Annotated in this window: 18 protein-coding genes; 3 read left to right on the plus strand and 15 right to left on the minus strand. The window is 67.7% G+C overall.

Features of this window, described 5'->3' with window-relative positions:
* Genes ACZYRS_RS22490 through ACZYRS_RS22515 form a run of 6 tightly spaced genes read right to left on the minus strand, consistent with a single transcriptional unit; the run spans nt 1 to nt 4,722 of the window.
* On the minus strand, nt 1–954 hold the full coding sequence (locus tag ACZYRS_RS22490; protein ID WP_463421045.1) for a sugar kinase: 954 nt from the start codon (nt 952–954) through the stop codon (nt 1–3).
* Nucleotides 955–961: 7 nt separating this feature from the next.
* Nucleotides 962–1,705, minus strand: a complete 744-nt coding sequence (locus ACZYRS_RS22495) for a sugar phosphate isomerase/epimerase family protein (RefSeq protein ID WP_463421046.1) — start codon at nt 1,703–1,705, stop codon at nt 962–964.
* Between the two features lie 32 nt (nt 1,706–1,737).
* On the minus strand, nt 1,738–2,493 hold the full coding sequence (locus ACZYRS_RS22500) for an amino acid ABC transporter ATP-binding protein (RefSeq protein WP_233102124.1): 756 nt from the start codon (nt 2,491–2,493) through the stop codon (nt 1,738–1,740).
* Nucleotides 2,494–2,520: 27 nt separating this feature from the next.
* Entirely contained in the window at nt 2,521–3,318 is a 798-nt protein-coding gene (locus ACZYRS_RS22505; RefSeq protein WP_013540638.1) for a transporter substrate-binding domain-containing protein, read from the minus strand.
* A 53-nt stretch (nt 3,319–3,371) separates the two neighbouring features.
* Nucleotides 3,372–4,025: an amino acid ABC transporter permease gene (locus tag ACZYRS_RS22510; protein WP_198789506.1), complete on the minus strand. Its 654-nt coding sequence runs from the start codon at nt 4,023–4,025 to the stop codon at nt 3,372–3,374.
* A gap of 25 nt (nt 4,026–4,050) precedes the next feature.
* Nucleotides 4,051–4,722 carry an amino acid ABC transporter permease gene (locus ACZYRS_RS22515; RefSeq protein WP_013540636.1) on the minus strand — a complete coding sequence of 224 codons (672 nt, stop codon included), beginning with the start codon at nt 4,720–4,722 and terminating at the stop codon, nt 4,051–4,053.
* Nucleotides 4,723–4,856: 134 nt separating this feature from the next.
* Between ACZYRS_RS22515 and ACZYRS_RS22520 the strand changes: the two genes are divergently transcribed.
* Both ACZYRS_RS22520 and ACZYRS_RS22525 read left to right on the plus strand, forming a co-directional pair.
* Nucleotides 4,857–6,560: a hypothetical protein gene (locus ACZYRS_RS22520; protein WP_463421047.1), complete on the plus strand. Its 1,704-nt coding sequence runs from the start codon at nt 4,857–4,859 to the stop codon at nt 6,558–6,560.
* 16 nt (nt 6,561–6,576) lie between these two features.
* Nucleotides 6,577–7,314 (plus strand): metallophosphoesterase family protein, encoded by a 738-nt coding sequence (locus ACZYRS_RS22525; protein ID WP_463421048.1) that lies wholly within the window; start codon nt 6,577–6,579, stop codon nt 7,312–7,314.
* A 3-nt stretch (nt 7,315–7,317) separates the two neighbouring features.
* Here the strand turns inward: ACZYRS_RS22525 and ACZYRS_RS22530 are convergent, their stop codons facing one another.
* The 3 genes from ACZYRS_RS22530 to ACZYRS_RS22540 are packed head-to-tail and all read right to left on the minus strand — an operon-like array spanning nt 7,318 to nt 9,902.
* Nucleotides 7,318–7,854 carry a cysteine hydrolase family protein gene (locus ACZYRS_RS22530; protein WP_463421049.1) on the minus strand — a complete coding sequence of 179 codons (537 nt, stop codon included), beginning with the start codon at nt 7,852–7,854 and terminating at the stop codon, nt 7,318–7,320.
* 4 nt (nt 7,855–7,858) lie between these two features.
* The gene (locus tag ACZYRS_RS22535) at nt 7,859–8,272 is read right to left on the minus strand and encodes a hypothetical protein (RefSeq protein ID WP_463421050.1); all 414 of its coding nucleotides are present in this window, start codon (nt 8,270–8,272) and stop codon (nt 7,859–7,861) included.
* 40 nt (nt 8,273–8,312) lie between these two features.
* The gene (locus ACZYRS_RS22540; protein WP_463421051.1) at nt 8,313–9,902 is read right to left on the minus strand and encodes an esterase/lipase family protein; all 1,590 of its coding nucleotides are present in this window, start codon (nt 9,900–9,902) and stop codon (nt 8,313–8,315) included.
* 215 nt (nt 9,903–10,117) lie between these two features.
* Between ACZYRS_RS22540 and ACZYRS_RS22545 the strand changes: the two genes are divergently transcribed.
* Nucleotides 10,118–11,239, plus strand: a complete 1,122-nt coding sequence (locus ACZYRS_RS22545) for an MBL fold metallo-hydrolase (protein ID WP_198789500.1) — start codon at nt 10,118–10,120, stop codon at nt 11,237–11,239.
* 27 nt (nt 11,240–11,266) lie between these two features.
* Here the strand turns inward: ACZYRS_RS22545 and ACZYRS_RS22550 are convergent, their stop codons facing one another.
* Genes ACZYRS_RS22550 through ACZYRS_RS22575 form a run of 6 tightly spaced genes read right to left on the minus strand, consistent with a single transcriptional unit; the run spans nt 11,267 to nt 18,442 of the window.
* Complete coding sequence (locus ACZYRS_RS22550) at nt 11,267–11,458, minus strand: hypothetical protein (RefSeq protein ID WP_463421052.1); 192 nt, start codon at nt 11,456–11,458, stop codon at nt 11,267–11,269.
* A complete protein-coding gene (gene parC, locus ACZYRS_RS22555; protein WP_463421053.1) occupies nt 11,458–13,863 on the minus strand; it encodes a DNA topoisomerase IV subunit A in 2,406 nt (801 codons plus the stop codon). Before parC ends, ACZYRS_RS22550 begins: the two co-directional genes overlap by 1 nt.
* Before the next feature lie 52 nt (nt 13,864–13,915).
* A complete protein-coding gene (locus tag ACZYRS_RS22560) occupies nt 13,916–15,037 on the minus strand; it encodes a Kelch repeat-containing protein (RefSeq protein ID WP_463421054.1) in 1,122 nt (373 codons plus the stop codon).
* A gap of 13 nt (nt 15,038–15,050) precedes the next feature.
* Nucleotides 15,051–15,941: a lytic transglycosylase domain-containing protein gene (locus ACZYRS_RS22565; protein ID WP_198789496.1), complete on the minus strand. Its 891-nt coding sequence runs from the start codon at nt 15,939–15,941 to the stop codon at nt 15,051–15,053.
* Between the two features lie 19 nt (nt 15,942–15,960).
* On the minus strand, nt 15,961–16,419 hold the full coding sequence (locus ACZYRS_RS22570; protein ID WP_198789495.1) for a hypothetical protein: 459 nt from the start codon (nt 16,417–16,419) through the stop codon (nt 15,961–15,963).
* 34 nt (nt 16,420–16,453) lie between these two features.
* Nucleotides 16,454–18,442 carry a DNA topoisomerase IV subunit B gene (locus tag ACZYRS_RS22575; protein ID WP_463421055.1) on the minus strand — a complete coding sequence of 663 codons (1,989 nt, stop codon included), beginning with the start codon at nt 18,440–18,442 and terminating at the stop codon, nt 16,454–16,456.
* Between the last annotated feature and the right edge of the window lie 135 nt (nt 18,443–18,577).

The following is an 18,577-nucleotide window of genomic DNA, read 5'->3' on the forward strand; positions in this document are numbered from 1 at the left end:
TCAGAGCCCCGCGGCTTCGAGTTCTGCGCGCGTCGGCAGGCCTTCGGTATCGCCCAGCACCTGCACGGCGCGCGCGCCGATCCAGGCGCCGCGGCGCACCGCCTCGGGCACGCTCCGGCCTTCGAGCAGCGCGCTCACCACGCCGGCCGCGAAGCCGTCGCCCGCGCCCACGGTGTCGATCACTTCCTTCACCGGAAAGCCTTCGACGCGGCCGGTGCCGGCCACGTCGCTGTCGTAGTACGCGCCCTCGGCGCCGAGCTTCACCACCACGAGCTTCGCGCCGCGTTCGCGGTAGAAGCGCGCGACGGCCTCGGGCTCGCTGTGGCCGGTGAGGAGCAAGCCTTCTTCGATGCCGGGCAGCACCCAGTCGGCGCGCGAGGCGAGGTCGTTGATCCAGTGGCGCATCGTCTCGGTCGAAGACCACAGCGTCGGGCGCAGGTTGGTGTCGAACGAGATCGTGCGGCCCGCGGCGCGCATCACGTCCATGGTCTTGAGCGCGGCCTGCAGGCTGGTCTCGGAGATCGCGGCGAACACGCCGGTGGCGTGCAGGTGGCGCGCCGAGCGCAACCAGGCCTCATCGACATCGGCCGGCCCCATCTGGCTCGCGGCCGAGCCCTTGCGGTGGTATTCGACCGGCGGATCGCTGCCGTCGGTGACGCGGCCCTTGAACTGGAAGCCGGTGCGCTGCGCCGCATCGCAGATGACGTGCGAGCAGTCGATGCCCTCGCCCTTCATCGTCGCGAGCAGCGCGCGCCCCATCGAGTCGGTGCCCAGGCGGCTGGCCCAGCCGACCTTCAGGCCAAGCCGCGAAAGGCCGATGGCCACGTTGGTCTCGGCGCCCGCGGTGCGCTTGTGGAACGCCTGTGCGTCCTCCAGCGGCCCGGGGCGGTCCGCCACGAGCAGCAGCATGGCCTCGCCGAACAGGGCGACATCGAAAGCGGTGGGTTCTGGCATGTGGGGTCTACGCCCGTGCGGCGCGGATGAATTCGATTTGCGTGCGGGTGACGGCCAAGAGGTCGTCGCCCACCAGAGGGTATTCGATGGCGTGGGGCACATCGGCGGGCAAGGCGCGCAATACCGCGCGCCATGGCGCGGCCGAATCGCCCAGCGGCACCGCCACCCACTTGTGCGGAAGGCGCTGCGCGCCCTTGCAATGCACATAGCGCACGCGGTGGCCGAGCACCTGCGCGGCCTGCAGCGGGCATTCGCCGAGCCAGTGCCAGTTGCCCATATCGAAGGTCATGCCGAGCGACACGCCGGCGCGGTCGGCCGCGTCGAAGAAGGCCTGCAGCGCGGGCAGCGTGCCGGCGCGCACGGTCTGGTCGTTCTCGATCAGCAGCTCGATGCGGGTCTCGGCGAGCTCCACCTTCAAGCCCCAAAGCGAGCCGTGCGAGGACGCCTGGAAATCGCCGATGGACATCTTCAGCCGCTTCGCGCCGACGCGCGTGGCGGCGGCGATGCCGCGCTTGAGCGCCGCGCTGTCGAGCCAGCCGCCTTGGGCCCACAGGCCTTCAGGGCTCGAATAGACAGAAGCAAGACCGTTGAGCGATGGCAGTTCGGCATCCGCATCGCGCAGCATCTCGCCGCGCACTTCCACCGAATCGGCGCCAGCGGTGCGCGCGAGTTGCGAGCACCAGAGCTGGCCGTGCCGCCCCACCTCGGCCGCGCCGAAGGAGGACAGGGAAATCAGGACCTCGAAGGACATCAATAGGCGATCAGTGGGCGATCAATGGGCGATCAATGGGCTTGGTGGGAACTGAGGATCTGGCCGAGGAACTGGCGCGTGCGCTCGTCCTTCGGGTTGCCGAAGAATTCTTCGGGCGGCGCCTGTTCGACGATCTTGCCTTCGGCCATGAAGATCACGCGGTCGGCCACGCTGCGGGCAAAGCCCATCTCGTGCGTCACGCACAGCATGGTCATGCCGTCTTCGGCCAGGCCGATCATGGTGTCGAGCACTTCCTTGACCATCTCGGGGTCGAGCGCCGAGGTGGGCTCGTCGAACAGCATGATCTTGGGCGACATGCACAGCGCGCGTGCGATCGCCACGCGCTGCTGCTGGCCGCCCGAGAGCTGGCTCGGGTACTTCTTGGCCTGCTCGGGAATGCGCACGCGTGTGAGGTACTTCATCGCGACCTCCTCGGCCTCGGCCTTCGTCATGCCGCGCGAGCGCATCGGCGCGAGCGTGCAGTTCTCAAGAATGGTGAGGTGAGGGAACAGGTTGAACTGCTGGAACACCATGCCCACTTCGGCGCGCACCGCGTCCACGTTCTTGCCGCCCGCCGTGAGGTCGATGCCATCGACCACGATGCGGCCCTTCTGTACCGTCTCCAGCCGGTTGATGCAGCGGATGAGCGTCGATTTGCCCGAGCCCGAAGGCCCGCAGATCACGATGCGCTCGCCCTGGCGCACCGACAGGTCGATGCCGGTCAACACCTGGAATTCACCGTACCACTTGTTGACCGCTTCCATGCGGATGATCGATTCCGTCGTCATGCCAGGGGTTCCTTCCAGCGCTCTTGGTTATTGCATCTTCGGGAGGTCGGCCTGCAGCCACTTTTGATAGAGCTTGTTCAGCTCGCCGTTGGCGGTGTTCTTCTGCACGAATTCGTTCACGGCCTTGGTCAGCTCTTCCTGCCCCGGGCGCATCGCAATGCCCATCGACTGCTGCACCAGCGTGAACTTGTTTTCGTAGGTGCCGGCGGGCACGCGCTTGGCGATCTGCGCGGCGACGGTGACCGAGCAGCCGATCGCATCGACCTGGCCCGAGATCAGCGCCTGCATGGCCGAAGCGTCGTCGTCGAAGCGGCGGATCTCGGTGCCTTCGGGTGCGGCCTTGGTCACGGCCACGTCTTGCGTCGAGGCGCGAGCCACGCCCACGCGCAGGCCCTTCAGGTCGGTGGCTGCCTTGATGGGCGTCTTGGTCGCGCCGTACAGCACGATGGTGGCGGCCGCGTAGGGCTGCGAGAACTGCACCTGCTTGGCGCGCTCGGGCGTCACGGCGAGCGAAGCGACCAGGAGGTCGACCTTGTTGGTCAGGAGGAAGGGAATGCGGTTCGGGCCGGTCACCGGCACGATGTTGGCCTTCACGCCCCAGTCCTTGGCCAGCAGCTTGGCCACGTCGGCGTCGTAGCCGTCGGGCTGGTTCTTCGCATCGGTGGTGCCGTAGGGCGGAAAGTCCACGAGCATGCCGATGGTGATCTCGCCCTTCTTCTTGATGTCGGCCACGCTTTGCGCCGAGGCGAAAGGCGCGAACACGGTGAGGGCGGCACCGAGGCCAAGGGCTGCGAGCGCTGCGCGGCGGGTAGAGGTACGGGTCATGGGATGTGTCTCCTGAATAAAGAAAGGAAGCGACGAGAAAAACGAAAAGATGGTCAGCGTGCGAGGGCCCGGGCGCGCTTGCGCTCCATGCGTGCCGCCAGCAGAGAAAGGGGCCAGCAGATCACGAAATAGATCGCCGCCACCACCGAGAACACGATGAGCGGCTGGAAGGTGGCGTTGTTGATGATCTGCCCCGCGCGGGTAATCTCGGTGAAGCCGATGATGGCCGCGAGCGACGTGCCCTTGATGATCTGCACCAGGTAGCCCACCGTGGGCGCGAGCGCGATCTTGAAGGCCTGCGGCAGCACCACGTCGCGCATGCGGGCGCCGTACTTCAGGCTCAGCGCCTCGGCCGCTTCCCACTGGCCGCGCGGAATGGCTTCGATGCAGCCGCGCCAGATCTCACCCAAGAAGGCCGCGCTGTTCAGGATGAGCGCCACGCCCGCGGCGATCCACGGGTTGATGTCCAGCCCCAGCACCGGCGCGCCGAAGAAGATGAGGAACAGTTGCAGCAGGAGCGGCGTGCCCTGGAACACCTGGATGAAGACCATCGAGGCATTGCGCGCCCAGGTCGAATCGGAGGTGCGCATGAGCGCGATGACCAGGCCCAGGACGGCGCCGCCGACGAACGCGATGGCCGACAGCGCCAGCGTCCACTGGGCCGCCTCGAGGATGAAAAGGAATTCGGGAAAGCCGAAGGTGCGCATGATGTTTTCTTCCGTTCGGCGCTCGTTACCGGCGGTCCGGATAGTTGAGCGTGCGCTTGTAGATGAGCTTGAACATCGCCGAGAAGGCCAGCGCCAGCGCGAGATAGATGGCGGCCACCACGATGTAGATCTCGAAGCTGCGGAAGGTCTGCGACTGCAGGTTGGCGGCCACCGAAGTGAGGTCGTCGGCCGAGATGACCGACACCACCGCCGAACTCAGCATCAAGAGGATGAACTGGCTCGTGAGCGCCGGATAGATGGCCTTGAGCGCGGGCTTGATGATGACGAAGCGGAAGATCTCCCAGGGCTTGAGGTTGAGCGCCCGGCCCGCCTCGATCTGCCCCTTGGGAATCGACTCGATGCCCGCGCGGATGATCTCGGTGGCGTAGGCGCCCAGGTTCACCACCATCGCCACCAGCGCGGCCGTCTGCGGCGACCAGCGCAGGCCGATGGCCGGCAGCGCGAAGAAGAAAAAGAACAGCTGCACGAGGAACGGCGTGTTGCGGATCACCTCGATGTAGGCATTGACGATGAAGCGCAGCCACCCCGGCCCCGAGGTCTTGCCCCAGGCGCAGAAGATCGCGACCACCAGGCCCAGCACCGTCGCGATGAGCGAGAGCTGGACCGTGATCCACGTGCCCTTGAGCAAGAGCGGCCAGGCGGCGAAAACGGCGTCGAATTGAAACTGGTAGTTCATGGTTCGGCGTACACGGCAGGGCCGTGCGCAGGCCTCCAAAAGAATGCTTGCAGCTTATATGAAACCGGTTTCAGACTTGACTAGGGATTCCCCTAGGTGGGCGTTTTGACCTACCTTCTGCCTACACTGGCGCGATGCTGAACCCACCCGCGGCTACCTTGACCACAGAGGCGCATGCACCTGCCCCCGGTGCTCCCGTCGTTCAGCATTTCAGGCAGGCACTGCTCTGGCCGCTGCGCCTCATGCCCTCGGCCGATGCGAGGTACGCGCACCACGGCCCCTGGCAGGTGCTGCGCGACATGGGCGATGCGTCGCCCTGGCGCGAAGAGGTCGACGAATACACCGGTGACAGCAGCCGCTTCCACGAGCGGCACTACAACGAGTTCGTGAGCTTCCTGCCGTATGTGCAGCGCTTTCTCTACGGCGAAGGGCGTTCGCGCACCAAGGGCGACGACGCTGCTTCCGGCAGCGACGGCGATTCGCCGATGCGCATCTTCCGCCGCCACGACATCGCGGCCGTGCGCGTGGTGTCGCAGCCCGGCGATGCGCCCATCACGCTGGACGTGGTGCACTGCGACCTCTACTTCTTCTTCGACATCGACGTGGTGCTGCTCAACCTCGAAGTCGGCGCGAACCACCTGAGCCTTGCGCAGGCGCAGGACATCCTCTACCGCTTCGGGCGCGCCTACCCCTCGGGCTGGGAGCCCGACGGCTCCGCGCTGCATTGCATGGCGAGCGTCGAATGGCTGGGCGCCGACGGCCGCGTACTCGCGAGCTCCGATGCGCAGCAGCGCGAGAGCTTTCTCTCGCACGTGGCGCAGCACCGCGCGCCGCGCATCTCCTCGCACTGGGCCTACCTGATGCAGCCGCTGGTGAGCGACCATTCCGAAGACCCCGGCGCGCTGCGCTACCGGCAGATCGAGTACTACCGCATGCCGGTGATGGCGTACCTGTCGATGGACGATCCGCGCCGCCTCACGCGCGACGACTTCGTGCGCCTGGCGCTCGTGACGGGCGCGGGCACGACCGATGCCCACCTGCCCTACGCCGACCATCACCTCGCGGACTTCGAGCACAAGTACTGCTACGACCGCTTCTGGGTCGACGCGGGCGCCGCGCCCAACACACGGTACCTGTGCAACGGCCACGCGCTGGTGGTGGTGGGCGATGCGCATTCCGAATTCTTCTGCTGCCGCGACCGCGGCGTGCTTGCGCAGTTCAGGCACCAGCACTTCCTGCTGTTTCTCATCGCGCATTTCCAGAAGGCGTCGCTCCTGATGTTCTCGGACCAGCTGGTCGAGGCGCTCAAGCGGCTCGATATCCGCAGCACGCCGAGCGTCAAGCAGTTCAAGCGCGCGATCCGTTCGAGCTTCGAGCGGTTCCTGCGCTTCACGCACCGCTACTGGTTCCATGAAATTTCCGAGCAGGCGCAGGTGCGTGCGCTCTCGCACATGTGCGCCGCGCACCTCGGGCTCGATCCGCTGTACGACGAGGTCAAGTCGCGCATCGCCGACATGAACACCTACCTCGATGCCGACAGCCTGCGCCGGCAAGCGAGCACCGTCGTGCGGCTCACGGTGGTCACGCTGTTCGGGTTGATCGGCACGATCACCACGGGCTTTCTCGGCATGAACCTGCTGGCCGAGGCCGATGCGCCGCTGTGGCGCAAGGCGATCTGGTTCGGCGTGGTGTTCGTCGCGACGACGTGGCTCACGATCTACACGATGGTGAAGTCGCAGCGGCTGTCGGACTTCATCGATGCGCTGTCGAACGACCGGCTGGGGTTCCGCGGAAAGATGGCGGCGCTCGCGCGGGTGTGGCGGCCGGGGGCGGACTAGGATTTAGAGTCGGCCGATGCGCATCGCCATCGTCTCGGACATTCACGGCAACCTCCCCGCACTCGAAGCCGTGGTCGAGGACATCGAGCGCCGCGGCGCGGACGCCATCGTCAACCTGGGCGACAGCCTCTCCGGTCCATTGATGCCGCTGGAGACCGCGCGGTTCCTGATGGCGCAGGACTGGGTTCAGCTTGCGGGCAACCATGAGCGCCAGCTGCTCACCGTGCCTGCGGACCGGCGCGGCGCATCCGACGCATTCGCGCATGCGCGCCTCGGCGCAAAGGAGTTCGCGTGGATCGCATCGCTCGCGCACACGCACCGCTTGAGCGCGGAGGTGATGCTGTGCCACGGCACGCCGGCGAGCGATCTCGAATACTTCCTGGAGACCGTCGAGCCCGATGACTTCCGCGCGGCCACGCAGGCGGAGATCGATGCGCGGACCGGCGAGGTCGATGCGGCGTTGATCGCCTGCGGTCACACGCATATCCCGCGTGTGGCGCGTGCCTCCGGCGGGCCGCTGATCGTCAACCCGGGCAGCGTCGGCCTGCCGGCTTACGACGACATCCATCCCCATCCGCACGCCGTCGAAACCGGCTCGCCGAATGCGCGCTATGCAATCGTCGAGCAGCGCGACGGCGACTGGAGCGCCAGGCTGATCTCCGTTCCGTACGACCACACGGCGATGGCACGACTGGCGCAGGAGAACGGGCGGCCGGACTGGGCCCACGCGCTGGCTACCGGGCGCATGCCCTGAGGGTCAGTCGCCGAATGCGATCCGTGCGCTGTCGATGGCGCCGATGCGCACGCCGAAACTCGTGATGTCCGCGAGCGTCGCGTTGTGGTGCGCGCGGATGAACGCGCCGGTGGCATGCGGCTTGTCGTGCGAGGTGTGCGCATCGGCCGCGAGCACCACCTCGTAGCCGAGCGCCGCGGCGCGGCGGGCGGTGGTGTCCACGCAGAACTCCGACGAGTAGCCGCAGATCACCACGCGCCGCACGCCCTGCCCCATGAGCCATGCCTCCAGCGGCGTGCGCAGGAAGGAATCGGGCGTGGTCTTGCGGATCTTCGTGTCGGCCGCATCGACCTCGAGCGCATCGGCGAGCTGCCAGCGTTCGGAATCGAATTCCAGGTCGACCGCGTTCTCGTGCTGGATGAAGGCCACCGGCACGCCGGCCGCGCGGGCGCGCGCGGTGAGCGCGTTGATGCGCTCGATGGTTTCGTGCGCCTCGTGCGGTCGCGGCGGGTCGTCGCAAAGGCGGCGCTGCACATCGATGACCAGAACCGCAGTTGTCATGGCGTCAGAAGGCAAGGCCCCTGACCGACCAGAGGATGGCGCCGGACAAGAGCGTGGAGATGAGGGCGACGACCGCGCTGGCACCGAACGAGGTGCCGATGCCGATCTGGAAGCCCAGTGTGTAGGCCACGAACAGCGCCGCCATCGCCAGCAGCGCCGGCGTGCCGTTCACGTGGTGAATGCCTGCCGCGGCGAAGAAGCTCATGTAGGCCAGCAGGGCCAGCGCCACGAAGAGAGATGCGTAGAAGACCGACTTGAAGGATTCGCCCAGGCTCGGCGACACGCCCGCCACCACCTGCGCCGAGATCTTCACCACCACCGTCACGAACAGCACCAGCGCACAGACCGCGATCGTGAGCTTGAGCGGCGCCATGAAGGCGAAGAAGACGAAGGCGCCGATGAAGAGGAGGTAATGCATGTGAGGTGCGATTGTGGGGCCATCCGCACCGGCCAAGGTCTCAGCTCCAGGCGCTCACTTCCAGCCGCACCTTGCCCGTGATGCCGGGCGCCCCCGGCCCGGCGCCCAGGCTGGAGAGCGGCACGATGAACTGCTGCTTGCCGCCGGCCAGCTGCTTGGGGCTCATCGGCAGCGACGCCTGTCCCGCGGTGTCGGTCTGCCAGCCGTACTTGACGTTCCAGTTCTGCGCCGCGTCGCCCGCCTGGGGCGGCGCGATCTCGATGACGAGCGTGTCGCGAAAGAGCGAGCTGCCTTCGTAATGCCCGTCGAGCCAGAACTTCTTGTTCACCTGGTAGTCGGGCACGCGCACGCCCAGCGTCATGGCGTAGGCGAGCGTCGGGCGGTCCTGGTTGACGCGGGCCTTGTTGGCGAGGAACACGGTCGAGAGATAGATCGAGCGCCGCTCGATCGTCTTCGGATCGGTCAGCTCCTTGTGCGTGCGGCAGGCGGGCGAGTCTTCCTCGGCCACGCGGCGGCTCAGGTACCAGCGCTTGCCGCGTGGCGCGGCCAGGAGCTCGACTTGGTAGAGCGCATCGATGTCGGCGTCCTTGGGGAGATCGGGCGGCAGGGTCACGCCGTCGACGTCGAACCACAGGTCCACCCGCACGTCGCCGAAGAGAAAGCGCACGAGGTTCTGGTAGGCCTCCTCGGAGTTGACGATGCCGAAGTAGCCCGAGTGCGAACGAAAGGCGTAGGCGGTGGCCACGGGCTGCGTCTTCTTGTTCGCGTCGATGGACCAGAGCGAGGCGTTCTCGATGCGCACCAGCCCGTCGCTGCCATGGCCCGCGAACATGCGCGAGAGCCCCTTGGCGGTCTCGTAGTCGCCGCGGTTGGAGCCGACCATGCAGAAGACTCGCTCGGCCGGAAAGGCGGTGGCCGGGAGGTAGTCCATGCGGCCGTTGACGGCCGGCGTGGCGAGGAACTCGGACATCTTCTCGCGGTTGAAGGTGTTCATCTCGTTGGCCGTGAGCCAGGCCGGGATGTTGACGCCGCCCATGTCGATGCCGTTGTGCGGCGTGGCATAGGTGAACACCTTGTCGACGCAGGCGCGCGCGGCGGGGTCGCCCAGCGCCGGGTTCTGCAGGAAGGCGCGCACCACCAGCCCGCCCATCGAATGCGCCACGAGGTAGCAGCGAAAACCCGGTGCGGCGGCCGCCCCTTCGCGCTGCGCCACGAGGTCGCGCACCCGCAGGATCAGCTTGCTCAGCCCCTGCGCGTAGAACTTGATGTTGCGCGACTTGCCGTCGCCCAGAAGCTCCGAGCCGGTGTCGTAGTAGCGATAGATGATGACCGAGGCCGAGGGGATGCCGTCCACGTCCTTGCCGGTCTCGTCGGGCGAGGGCTTCCAGTCGTCGTCCAGGATGTCGAGGCCGTTCTGGTAGACGCTCTGGTACTGGAAATCGGCCAGCAGGCGCACCACCGGCGACTCGAAGACGAACTTCTGCGCAGGCGCGTCTTTCTTGACGGTGGCGCGGTAGACCGTGGAGCCGATGTTGAAGCCGCAGAACGGGTCGGCCGCGGTCTCGTCGCGCTCCGATTCGGTCATGGCGTAGCCACGCACGTAGATGATGGGATAGCGGTTGCCGCTCATGTGTATCGCCTTCTCATGGCCATGAAGGGCCCGAGTGTGCCGGGGTGGCGCGCGGCATGCCATAGAGCGCATGGCATAGGAGCGGGCGCGGCGGGCTCGGTGCGCCCGGCCGCGAATCCCCCTGCCGGCCGAATGTTTCTGTCGCTGAAACCATTGAAACATGCGCCCGGGATAGTCTCGCCCCCAACACAAACACACGTCCAGAGGTTCTTCCCATGGCTGACGATTCGGCTTCGCAGGGGTCCTACCTGCCCCAACTCCTGCGCCGGGGCACGGCGCTCGCCGCGGCCGGCTGCGCCTTCGTCGCGGGGTGCAGCGCCGCCGGCGGCGGAGAGACCCGCTACGAGAACTCGCCGCAGTTCCGCGACGGCGTGTTCCAGAACATGGCCAACCCCGACGAGAAACCCTCGGCCAGCGCCTGGCGCATCTGGTCGCGCTTCATCGTCGGCAGCAAGGTCGACACGGTGCCGGTCGATGCGATTCCCGTGCGCGAAATCAGCGCCAAGGACCTGGACGCGCTCGACGCCAAGGCCAACCACGTGGTGCGGCTGGGGCACTCGTCGCACCTGCTCAAGCTGCGCGGCAAGTACTGGCTGATCGACCCCGTCTTCAGCGAGCGCGCGTCGCCCGTGCAGTGGGCCGGCCCGAAGCGCTTTCACAAGCCGCCGCTCACGCTGGAGCAGTTGCCGCCCATCGAAGGCGTGATCCTCTCGCACGACCACTACGACCACCTGGATGTGGCGACCATCGAATACCTCTCGAAAAGCGTCAAGCGCTACTTCGTGCCGCTGGGCGTGCGCTCGCGGCTGGTGGTGATGGGCGTGCCGGCCGAGCGCGTGACCGAGCTGGACTGGTGGCAGGACGCCGAGCACGACGGCGTGAAGCTCACCGCCACGCCGGCCCAGCATTTCTCGGGCCGCACGCTCTCGGACCGCGGCCGCACGCTGTGGGCCTCATGGGTGGTGCAAAGCGGCGAGCAGCGCATCTTCTACAGCGGCGACTCTGGGTACTTCCAGGGCTTCAAGCAGATCGGCGAGCGCTTCGGCGGCTTCGACCTGGCGCTGATGGAAAACGGCGCCTACGACGCCTACTGGCCCGGCGTGCACATGACGCCCGAGCAGAGCGTGCAGGCCTTCGAGGACCTGCGCGGCAAGGTGTTCTTCTCGGTGCACAACAGCACCTTCGACCTCTCGTTCCACACCTGGCACGACCCGCTGGACCGCATCGCGAGCCTCACGGAGGCCAGGAAGATCGAGCTGGCGACGCCGGTGATCGGCGAGGTGGTGACGGTGGGGCAGGCGCGGACGAACACGCGGTGGTGGCAGGGGCTGCGCTAGCCGCTGCCTGCGCGCCCCCTCCCCTACTTACTTGCCGTTTTCGCGCCGCTCGCGCGCCCGGCGCACCTGCCGCGTCTCGATGGCCTGCGCCGCGGCGCGGTCCTTCTCGCGCCGCTTGGCCGCGCGCTTCATCCGGAAGTGCCGGCCCACCAGGAAGCTGGCGAGGCCGGTCACCACCGCGATGAAAAGGCCGATGACGCTGATGTCGATGCCGCCCATCACAACACCCGCACGATGCTGGCCGGCTTGAAGCCCAGGTCGGCCGCCTTGCCCTTGCGCGCACGGGTGCCGCGCGCGTTGTTCAGGGTGCGGATCTCCAGCGTCTCGTCGCGCTCCTTGCCGCCGCGGCCGATGCCTTCGATCTTCACGCTGCGCGTGTAGGCCGCGGCGCCCGCCAGGGTGTCCTTGGGTTCCAGGTCGATCAGCGTGAGGCCGCGGCCGCCCTTGGGCAGGCTCTTGAGCTCGGCGATGTCGAAGGTCAGGATGCGGCCGCCGGTCGAGGCGCAGGCCACGTGCGTGGCCGCGGGCATCGGCTCGGCGCCGCTCGCGCCGCCCACGAGCGACGGGCGGCACAGCTGCTCGCCCTCGCCCACGTCGATGAAGGCCTTGCCGCCGCGCTGGCGCGACATCATGTTCTCCACCGTCGCGATGAAACCGTAGCCGCCGGTGTTGGCCAGCAGCACGCTCGCGCCCACCGGGCCCGCGAAGAAGTGCGTGACGTGCGTGCCGGCATCGAGCTCGATGAGCGTGGTGACCGGTTGCCCGTCGCCGCGCGCGCCGGGCAGCGACGCCACGGGCACCGTGTAGACGCGCACCGACTTGTCCTTGGAGGAGCCGAAGACCAGCAGCGTGTCGACGCTGCGGCACTCGAAGGCGCCGTAGAGCGCGTCGCCGGACTTGAAGCTGTACTCGGGCGTTGCAGAACCGCTGCCGCCGTTCGCACCGGCCTTCTCGCTGGCCCAGCCCTTCTGCGCGCGGACCCAGCCCTTCTGCGACACGATCACGGTCACGGGCTCGTCGACCACCTTCACCTCGGCCACGGCGCGCTTCTCGGCCTGGATCAGGGTGCGGCGCGGGTCTTCGAAGGTCTTGGCATCGGATTCGATTTCCTTGATCAGCAGGCGGCGCAGCGTGGCCGGGCTGCCCAGGATGTCTTCGAGCTTCTTTTGCTCTTCGCGCAGGCCCTTGAGTTCCTGCTCGATCTTGATGGCTTCGAGCCGCGCGAGTTGGCGCAGGCGGATTTCAAGGATGTCCTCGGCCTGCCGTTCGCTGAGGTTGAAGCGCGCGATGAGCGCCGCCTTTGGATCTTCCGCCGCGCGGATGATCGCGATCACCTCATCGATGTTCAGCAGCACCAGCTGCCGGCCTTCGAGGATGTGGATGCGCTCGAGCACCTTGTTCAGCCGATGCCGCGAGCGCTTCTCGACGGTGATCTCGCGGAACGCGATCCACTCGTTGAGCATCTGGCGCAGCGACTTCTGCGTGGGCTTGCCGTCGATGCCCACCATCGTCAGGTTGATCGACGAGGAGGTCTCCAGCGAGGTCTGCGCGAGCAGCGTGGTGATGAATTCTTCCTGGCTGATGCGGGACGTCTTGGGCTCGAACACCAGGCGCACGGCGGCGTCCTTGCTCGATTCGTCGCGCACCACGTCCAGCACCGAGAGCATCGCGGCCTTCAGTTGCGTCTGGTCGGCCGAGAGCGCCTTCTTGCCGGCCTTGACCTTCGGGTTGGTGATTTCCTCGATCTCTTCGAGCACCTTCTGCGTGCTCACGCCGGGCGGCAGCTCGTTCACCACGAGCTGCCACTGGCCGCGCGCGAGGTCTTCGATCTTCCAGCGCGCGCGCACCTTGAGCGAGCCGCGGCCGGTGCGGTAGGCGTCGGCGATGTCGCTCGCGCCGCTGATGATCTGCGCGCCGCCCGGGTAGTCGGGGCCGGGCACGATGGCCAGGAGCTCTTCTTCGCTCAGCTTGCCGTTCGACTTGATGAGCGCCACGCACGCGTCGGCGATCTCGCGCAGGTTGTGGCTCGGGATTTCGGTGGCCAGGCCCACGGCGATGCCGCTCGCGCCGTTGAGCAGCGTGAAGGGCAGCCGCGCGGGCAGGAGGCGCGGCTCCTCGGTGCTGCCGTCGTAGTTGGGAATGAAGTCGACCGTGCCTTCGTCGATCTCGTCGAGCAGGAGGCTGGTGATGCGCGCGAGGCGCGCCTCGGTGTAGCGCATGGCCGCGGCGCCGTCGCCGTCGCGGCTGCCGAAGTTGCCCTGGCCGTCGACCAGCGGATAGCGCTGCGAGAAGTCCTGCGCCATGCGCACCAGCGCGTCGTAGGCGGCCTGGTCGCTGTGCGGGTGGAAGCGGCCGAGCACGTCGCCGACCACGCGCGCGCTCTTGACGGGCTTGGCGCCCACGGTGCCGTTGGTGCCGCCGAAGCCGAGGCCCATGCGCGACATCGAGTACAGGATGCGCCGCTGCACCGGCTTCTGGCCGTCGGACACATCGGGCAGCGCGCGGCCCTTGACCACGCTGAGCGCGTATTCGAGGTAGGCGGTCTGTGCGTAGTCGGCCAGCGTGAGGGTGGTGTCGCCGTCGGTGGGACCGGCGAGATCGAGCGGAGGTTGGGAGTCGTCCATGAAGAAGAGAGAAAGAAAAACAGTTGCTGCAGGCCGTGCGCTTCGTTCGCGCTCAGCCCAATGTGAAAGCCTCGTGCACCGCGGACTGCACGGCACCGCCGAGCACCGCGCCGCCGCCGGCCACGTAGATGAAGTCGCCGATCACCGCGGCGCCCACGGCATGGCGCGGCGTGGTCATCGGGGCATGGCGCTGCCAGGTGTCGTCCACGGGATCGTAGCTTTCCATCTGGCCGAACACCTTGGCCTGGCGCGGCACGCCGCCCACGAGGAAGCCCCCCTCCCCGCCCATGGCGAAGAAGCGGCCCCGGTACACCACGAGGCCATGGCCCGAGCGCGCGGTGGGCAGCGGCGCGCGCAGCTCCCAGGTGTCGCGCGTGGGCAGGTAGACGTGGTGCAGGTCGGTGTTGTATTCGAAGGTGTTGAAGCGCCCGCCGATCACGTGGATCTGGTTGCCGTGCGAGACGCAGCCCACGTGGTCGCGCGCGCCGGGCAGCGGCTTGCGTGCCGTCCAGCGGTCGGCCTTGGGGTCGTACACCTCGTGCCAGCCGACGCTCGCGCGCTCGGCCGCGGGCTCCGAAGCGCCGCCGATCAGGTGCAGCGCGCCGCCGAGCATCACCGCGGCTGCCGCGCCGCGCGGGCGCGGCAACGGCGCAATCGCGCTCCAGCGGTTGGCGGCGATGTCGTAGACGAAGGCGTTGGTGTCCGAGCGGCGGTTCTGCTCGACGAAGCCGCCGAGCGCGTAGACGCGACCGTCCTCGGCCGTCACCGCGACGTGGTTGGCGCCGCGCGGCAGCGGCGCGCCGTCGAGCCAGCGGTCGGCCTTCGGGTCGTAGATGTGGTGGTAGTCGCGGTTGACCGCGCCTTCGCCGTAGCCGCCGACCACGTGCATGCGGCCCATCGCGGCGGTCGCCCAGGCCATTTCGCTGCGCGGGATCGGCAAGGCGGCGCGCGCCATCCAGCGGCCTTGCGGGCCGGCCGGCGCGGGGCTGTCGGTGACGCGCTGCGATTCCTGCTCGGGCGTCATGTGGTGCGGCACGCCGCCTTGCAATCGCGCGTAGGGTTCCTTCGACGAAGGCGCTGCCGGCAGCGTGTCGTGCGTGGCCGCATGCTGGGCGCGCGCGGCGCCGCCCACCGCGCAGGCGGCGGTCGCGAGGACGAAGCTTCGACGGTGCATGGCTGGCTCCTCTTCAGGACACGGGCGGCTCGACCGCGCCGGCCGGCACCTGCGGTTGCTCGGGAATGTCTGGCATCGCGGGCATGCCGCCGGGCGAATCGGGCGGCATGTTGCCACGGCCCAGCGCCCCGCCCTTGGGCACCACCAGCTCCATGCGGATGCGCCCCGGCGTCTTGCCGCCGCGCGCGCCGCCGCCGCCCGTTGCCACCGAGGGCTTGAGGTAGGCGTACAGCTGCAGCACGGTCTGCACGTAGTTCTGCGTTTCCTTGTAGTTCGGGATCTTGTTGCCCGCGCGCTGCACCGCGCCCTCTCCCGCGTTGTAGGCGGCGAGCGCGAGTTCGATCTGCCCCGGGAACATCGCGATCAGGTCGCGCAGGTACCGCGAACCCGCGGCGATGTTGATGCGCGGGTCGAACAGCTTTTTCTCGATGGTGCTGCGCTTGTCCGCCGCGACGCCGTAGCGCTGCGCGGTCGCGGGCATGAGCTGCATGAGGCCCATCGCGCCCTTGGGCGAGACGGCCTGCGCGTCGAAGCCCGATTCGGTGGCGATCAGCGCCTGCAGCAGTTCGTAGTCGATCGAATGCTTGTTCGACGCATCGCGCAATGCCGACTTGGCGGTCTTGTAGCTGGGCGAGGCTTCGAAGAGCGCGAGCAGGGTCTGCGACGCGGGCGGCACCTTGCCGTCGATCTTGCGGCCGTTGCGCCCGAGCGGGGAGATGCCCTGCGCCGTGTCGAAGCTCTGGCCGCCGCGAAAGAAGATCTGGTAACGCTCGTCGATCTTCTCGGAGGCGAAGTGCGCGACGCCCTTGCTGTCGATGTAGCCGTAGATGTCAGCGGCGTGCGCGCCCTGCTGCGACAGCACGAGGGCCGCACACAGGAGGAACGGACGAAGCCAGCGTGTCATGGCGATGCGGGCCCTTGCCTCAGAACCACCAGCCGTAGCGCTTGCGGCGCCCGGCGTGGACCGCGGCGTCGTCGCTCAGGCTGCGCACGCGCCCCGTGCCCTTCAGGCCGACCCAGATCAGCAGCACGCCCAGCATCACCGCGGCGAGGAAGAACGGCACCTGCCGCACTTCGATGCCATCGGCGAGCAGCCTCACGGCGACCGCGAGAAAGGCGGCGGCCGCGGTCCAGCAGACGATCCGGCGCATCCACAGCCACCCGGTGGCCACGGCGCGCTCCAGCCAGCTGGGTTCGGGGCCGTCGTTGGCCGCGTCGTCCCACCAGCCCATCCAGACGAACAGCACTGCCAGCAGGACAACGAGGCCGGCAAAGAGCATGTCCGGCGGCGTGACCACCGGATGGGCGCGCGCCACCATGAGGATCGCGCCCGCGGCGCAAGCCCATGCCAACGAACCGCAGATGATCTGGTGCCTGTTCATGCCCTGTCGTGAAGAATGCCTCGGGTCCGGGAAATCAGACGTCGATATCGACGTCGTCGGCGCGCAGTTCCATCAGCTCGCGCCGGGCGGCCGCTTCGCCCTTGCCCATGAGCTTGGTGATCTCGCCCTGGGTGGATGTGAAGTCGAAGCGTCCCAGCTGGACCTTCATCAGGCGCCGGGTATCGGGATTGAGCGTGGTTTCCCACAATTGTTCCGCGCTCATCTCGCCCAGGCCCTTGAAGCGGCTGATGCTCCAGGCGCCTTCGCGCACGCCGTCTTTACGCAGCTTGTCGAGCGTGGCGGTGAGTTCGCCCTCGTCGAGCGCGTAGACCTTGGAGGCCGGCTTCTTGCCGCGCGCGGGCGCATCGACGCGGAACAGCGGCGGCTTGGCGACATACACGTGGCCGGTTTCGATGAGTTTCGGAAAATGGCGAAAGAACAAAGTGAGCAGCAGCACCTGGATGTGCGAGCCGTCCACGTCGGCGTCGGAGAGGATGCAGATCTTTCCGTAGCGCAGGCCGCTCATGTCGGGCGTGTCGCTCGGGCCGTGCGGATCGACGCCCACGGCCACCGAGATGTCGTGGATTTCGGTGTTGGCGAAGAGCCGGTCGCGCTCCACTTCCCAGGTGTTGAGCACCTTGCCGCGCAACGGCAGGATGGCCTGGCTTTCCTTGTCGCGGCCCATCTTGGCGCTGCCGCCGGCCGAGTCGCCCTCGACCAGGAAGACTTCGTTGTGGCTGATGTCCTTGCTCTCGCAGTCGGTCAGCTTGCCGGGCAGCACGGCCACGCCGGAGCCCTTGCGCTTCTCGACCTTCTGGCCGGCGCGCTGGCGGGTCTGCGCGGCCTTGATGGCCAGCTCGGCCAGCCTCTTGCCGTAGTCGACGTGCTGGTTGAGCCAGAGCTCCAGCGCGGGGCGCACGAAGCTGGACACCAGCCGCACCGCGTCGCGCGAATTCAGGCGCTCCTTGATCTGGCCCTGGAATTGCGGATCGAGCACCTTGGCGCTGAGCACATACGAAGCCCGCGCGAACACGTCTTCGGGCAGCAGCTTCACGCCCTTGGGCAGCAGCGAATGCAGCTCGATGAAGCCCTTCACGGCGGTGAAGAGGCCGTCGCGCAGGCCGCTCTCGTGCGTGCCGCCGGCGCTGGTGGGGATCAGGTTGACGTAGCTCTCGCGCACCGGCTGGCCGTCTTCGGTGAAGGCCACGCACCAGTCGGCGCCCTCGCCTTCGGCGAAGTTGTCGGCGTTCTTGTCGGCATGGCCGCTGCCCTCGAAAAGCGGGATCACCGGGTCGCCGTTGAGCGTCTGCATGAGGTAGTCGCTCAGGCCGCCCTTGTAGAGCCACTGCTGCGTGTCCTTGGTCTTCTCGACCGTGAGCGTGACGCTCACGCCGGGCATCAGCACGGCCTTGCTGCGCAGGAGGTGCGTGAGCTCGCTCATCGGGAGCGCGGCGGTCTCGAAGTACTTGGCGTCGGGCCAGGCGCGCACCGTGGTGCCTTGCTTGCGCTCGCCGGCTTCGAGCTTGCGGATCTCGAGTGGCTCGATCACGTCGCCGCCGCTGAAGGTGAGTTTGGCGATCGAACCTTCGCGGTGGGTGGTGACTTCGAGCCGCTTGGACAGCGCATTGGTCACCGACACGCCCACGCCGTGCAGGCCGCCCGAGAAGCTGTAGGCGCCGCCCGAGCCCTTGTCGAACTTGCCGCCGGCGTGCAGGCGGGTGTACACCAGCTCGATCACCGGGGCCTTTTCTTCGGGGTGCAAGCCGAACGGGATGCCGCGGCCGTCGTCCTCGATGCTCACCGAGTTGTCGGCGTGCAGCGTGACCTTGATCTTCTTGCCGTGGCCGGCCAGCGCCTCGTCGGCGGCGTTGTCGAGCACTTCCTGGATGACGTGCAGGGGGTTGTCGGTCCGGGTGTACATGCCCGGGCGCTGCTTGACGGGCTCGAGGCCCTTGAGCACGCGGATGGAGCCTTCCGAGTAGCCGGAAGCGGAATCTGAGGATGTCTTGGGGGAAGTCGCCATGGGGGCGGATTGTAGTCAGTCGCCACCAAACAACTGGATACCCATACAGCAGGCGCTTTGATGCCGGATGCGCATTGAAACGGCCCCGATAAATCATCAATGGCTTCGGCCGCCCGCCCGCCTGCCGCAGCACGC

This window comes from Variovorax sp. AC194 (assembly GCF_979257995.1).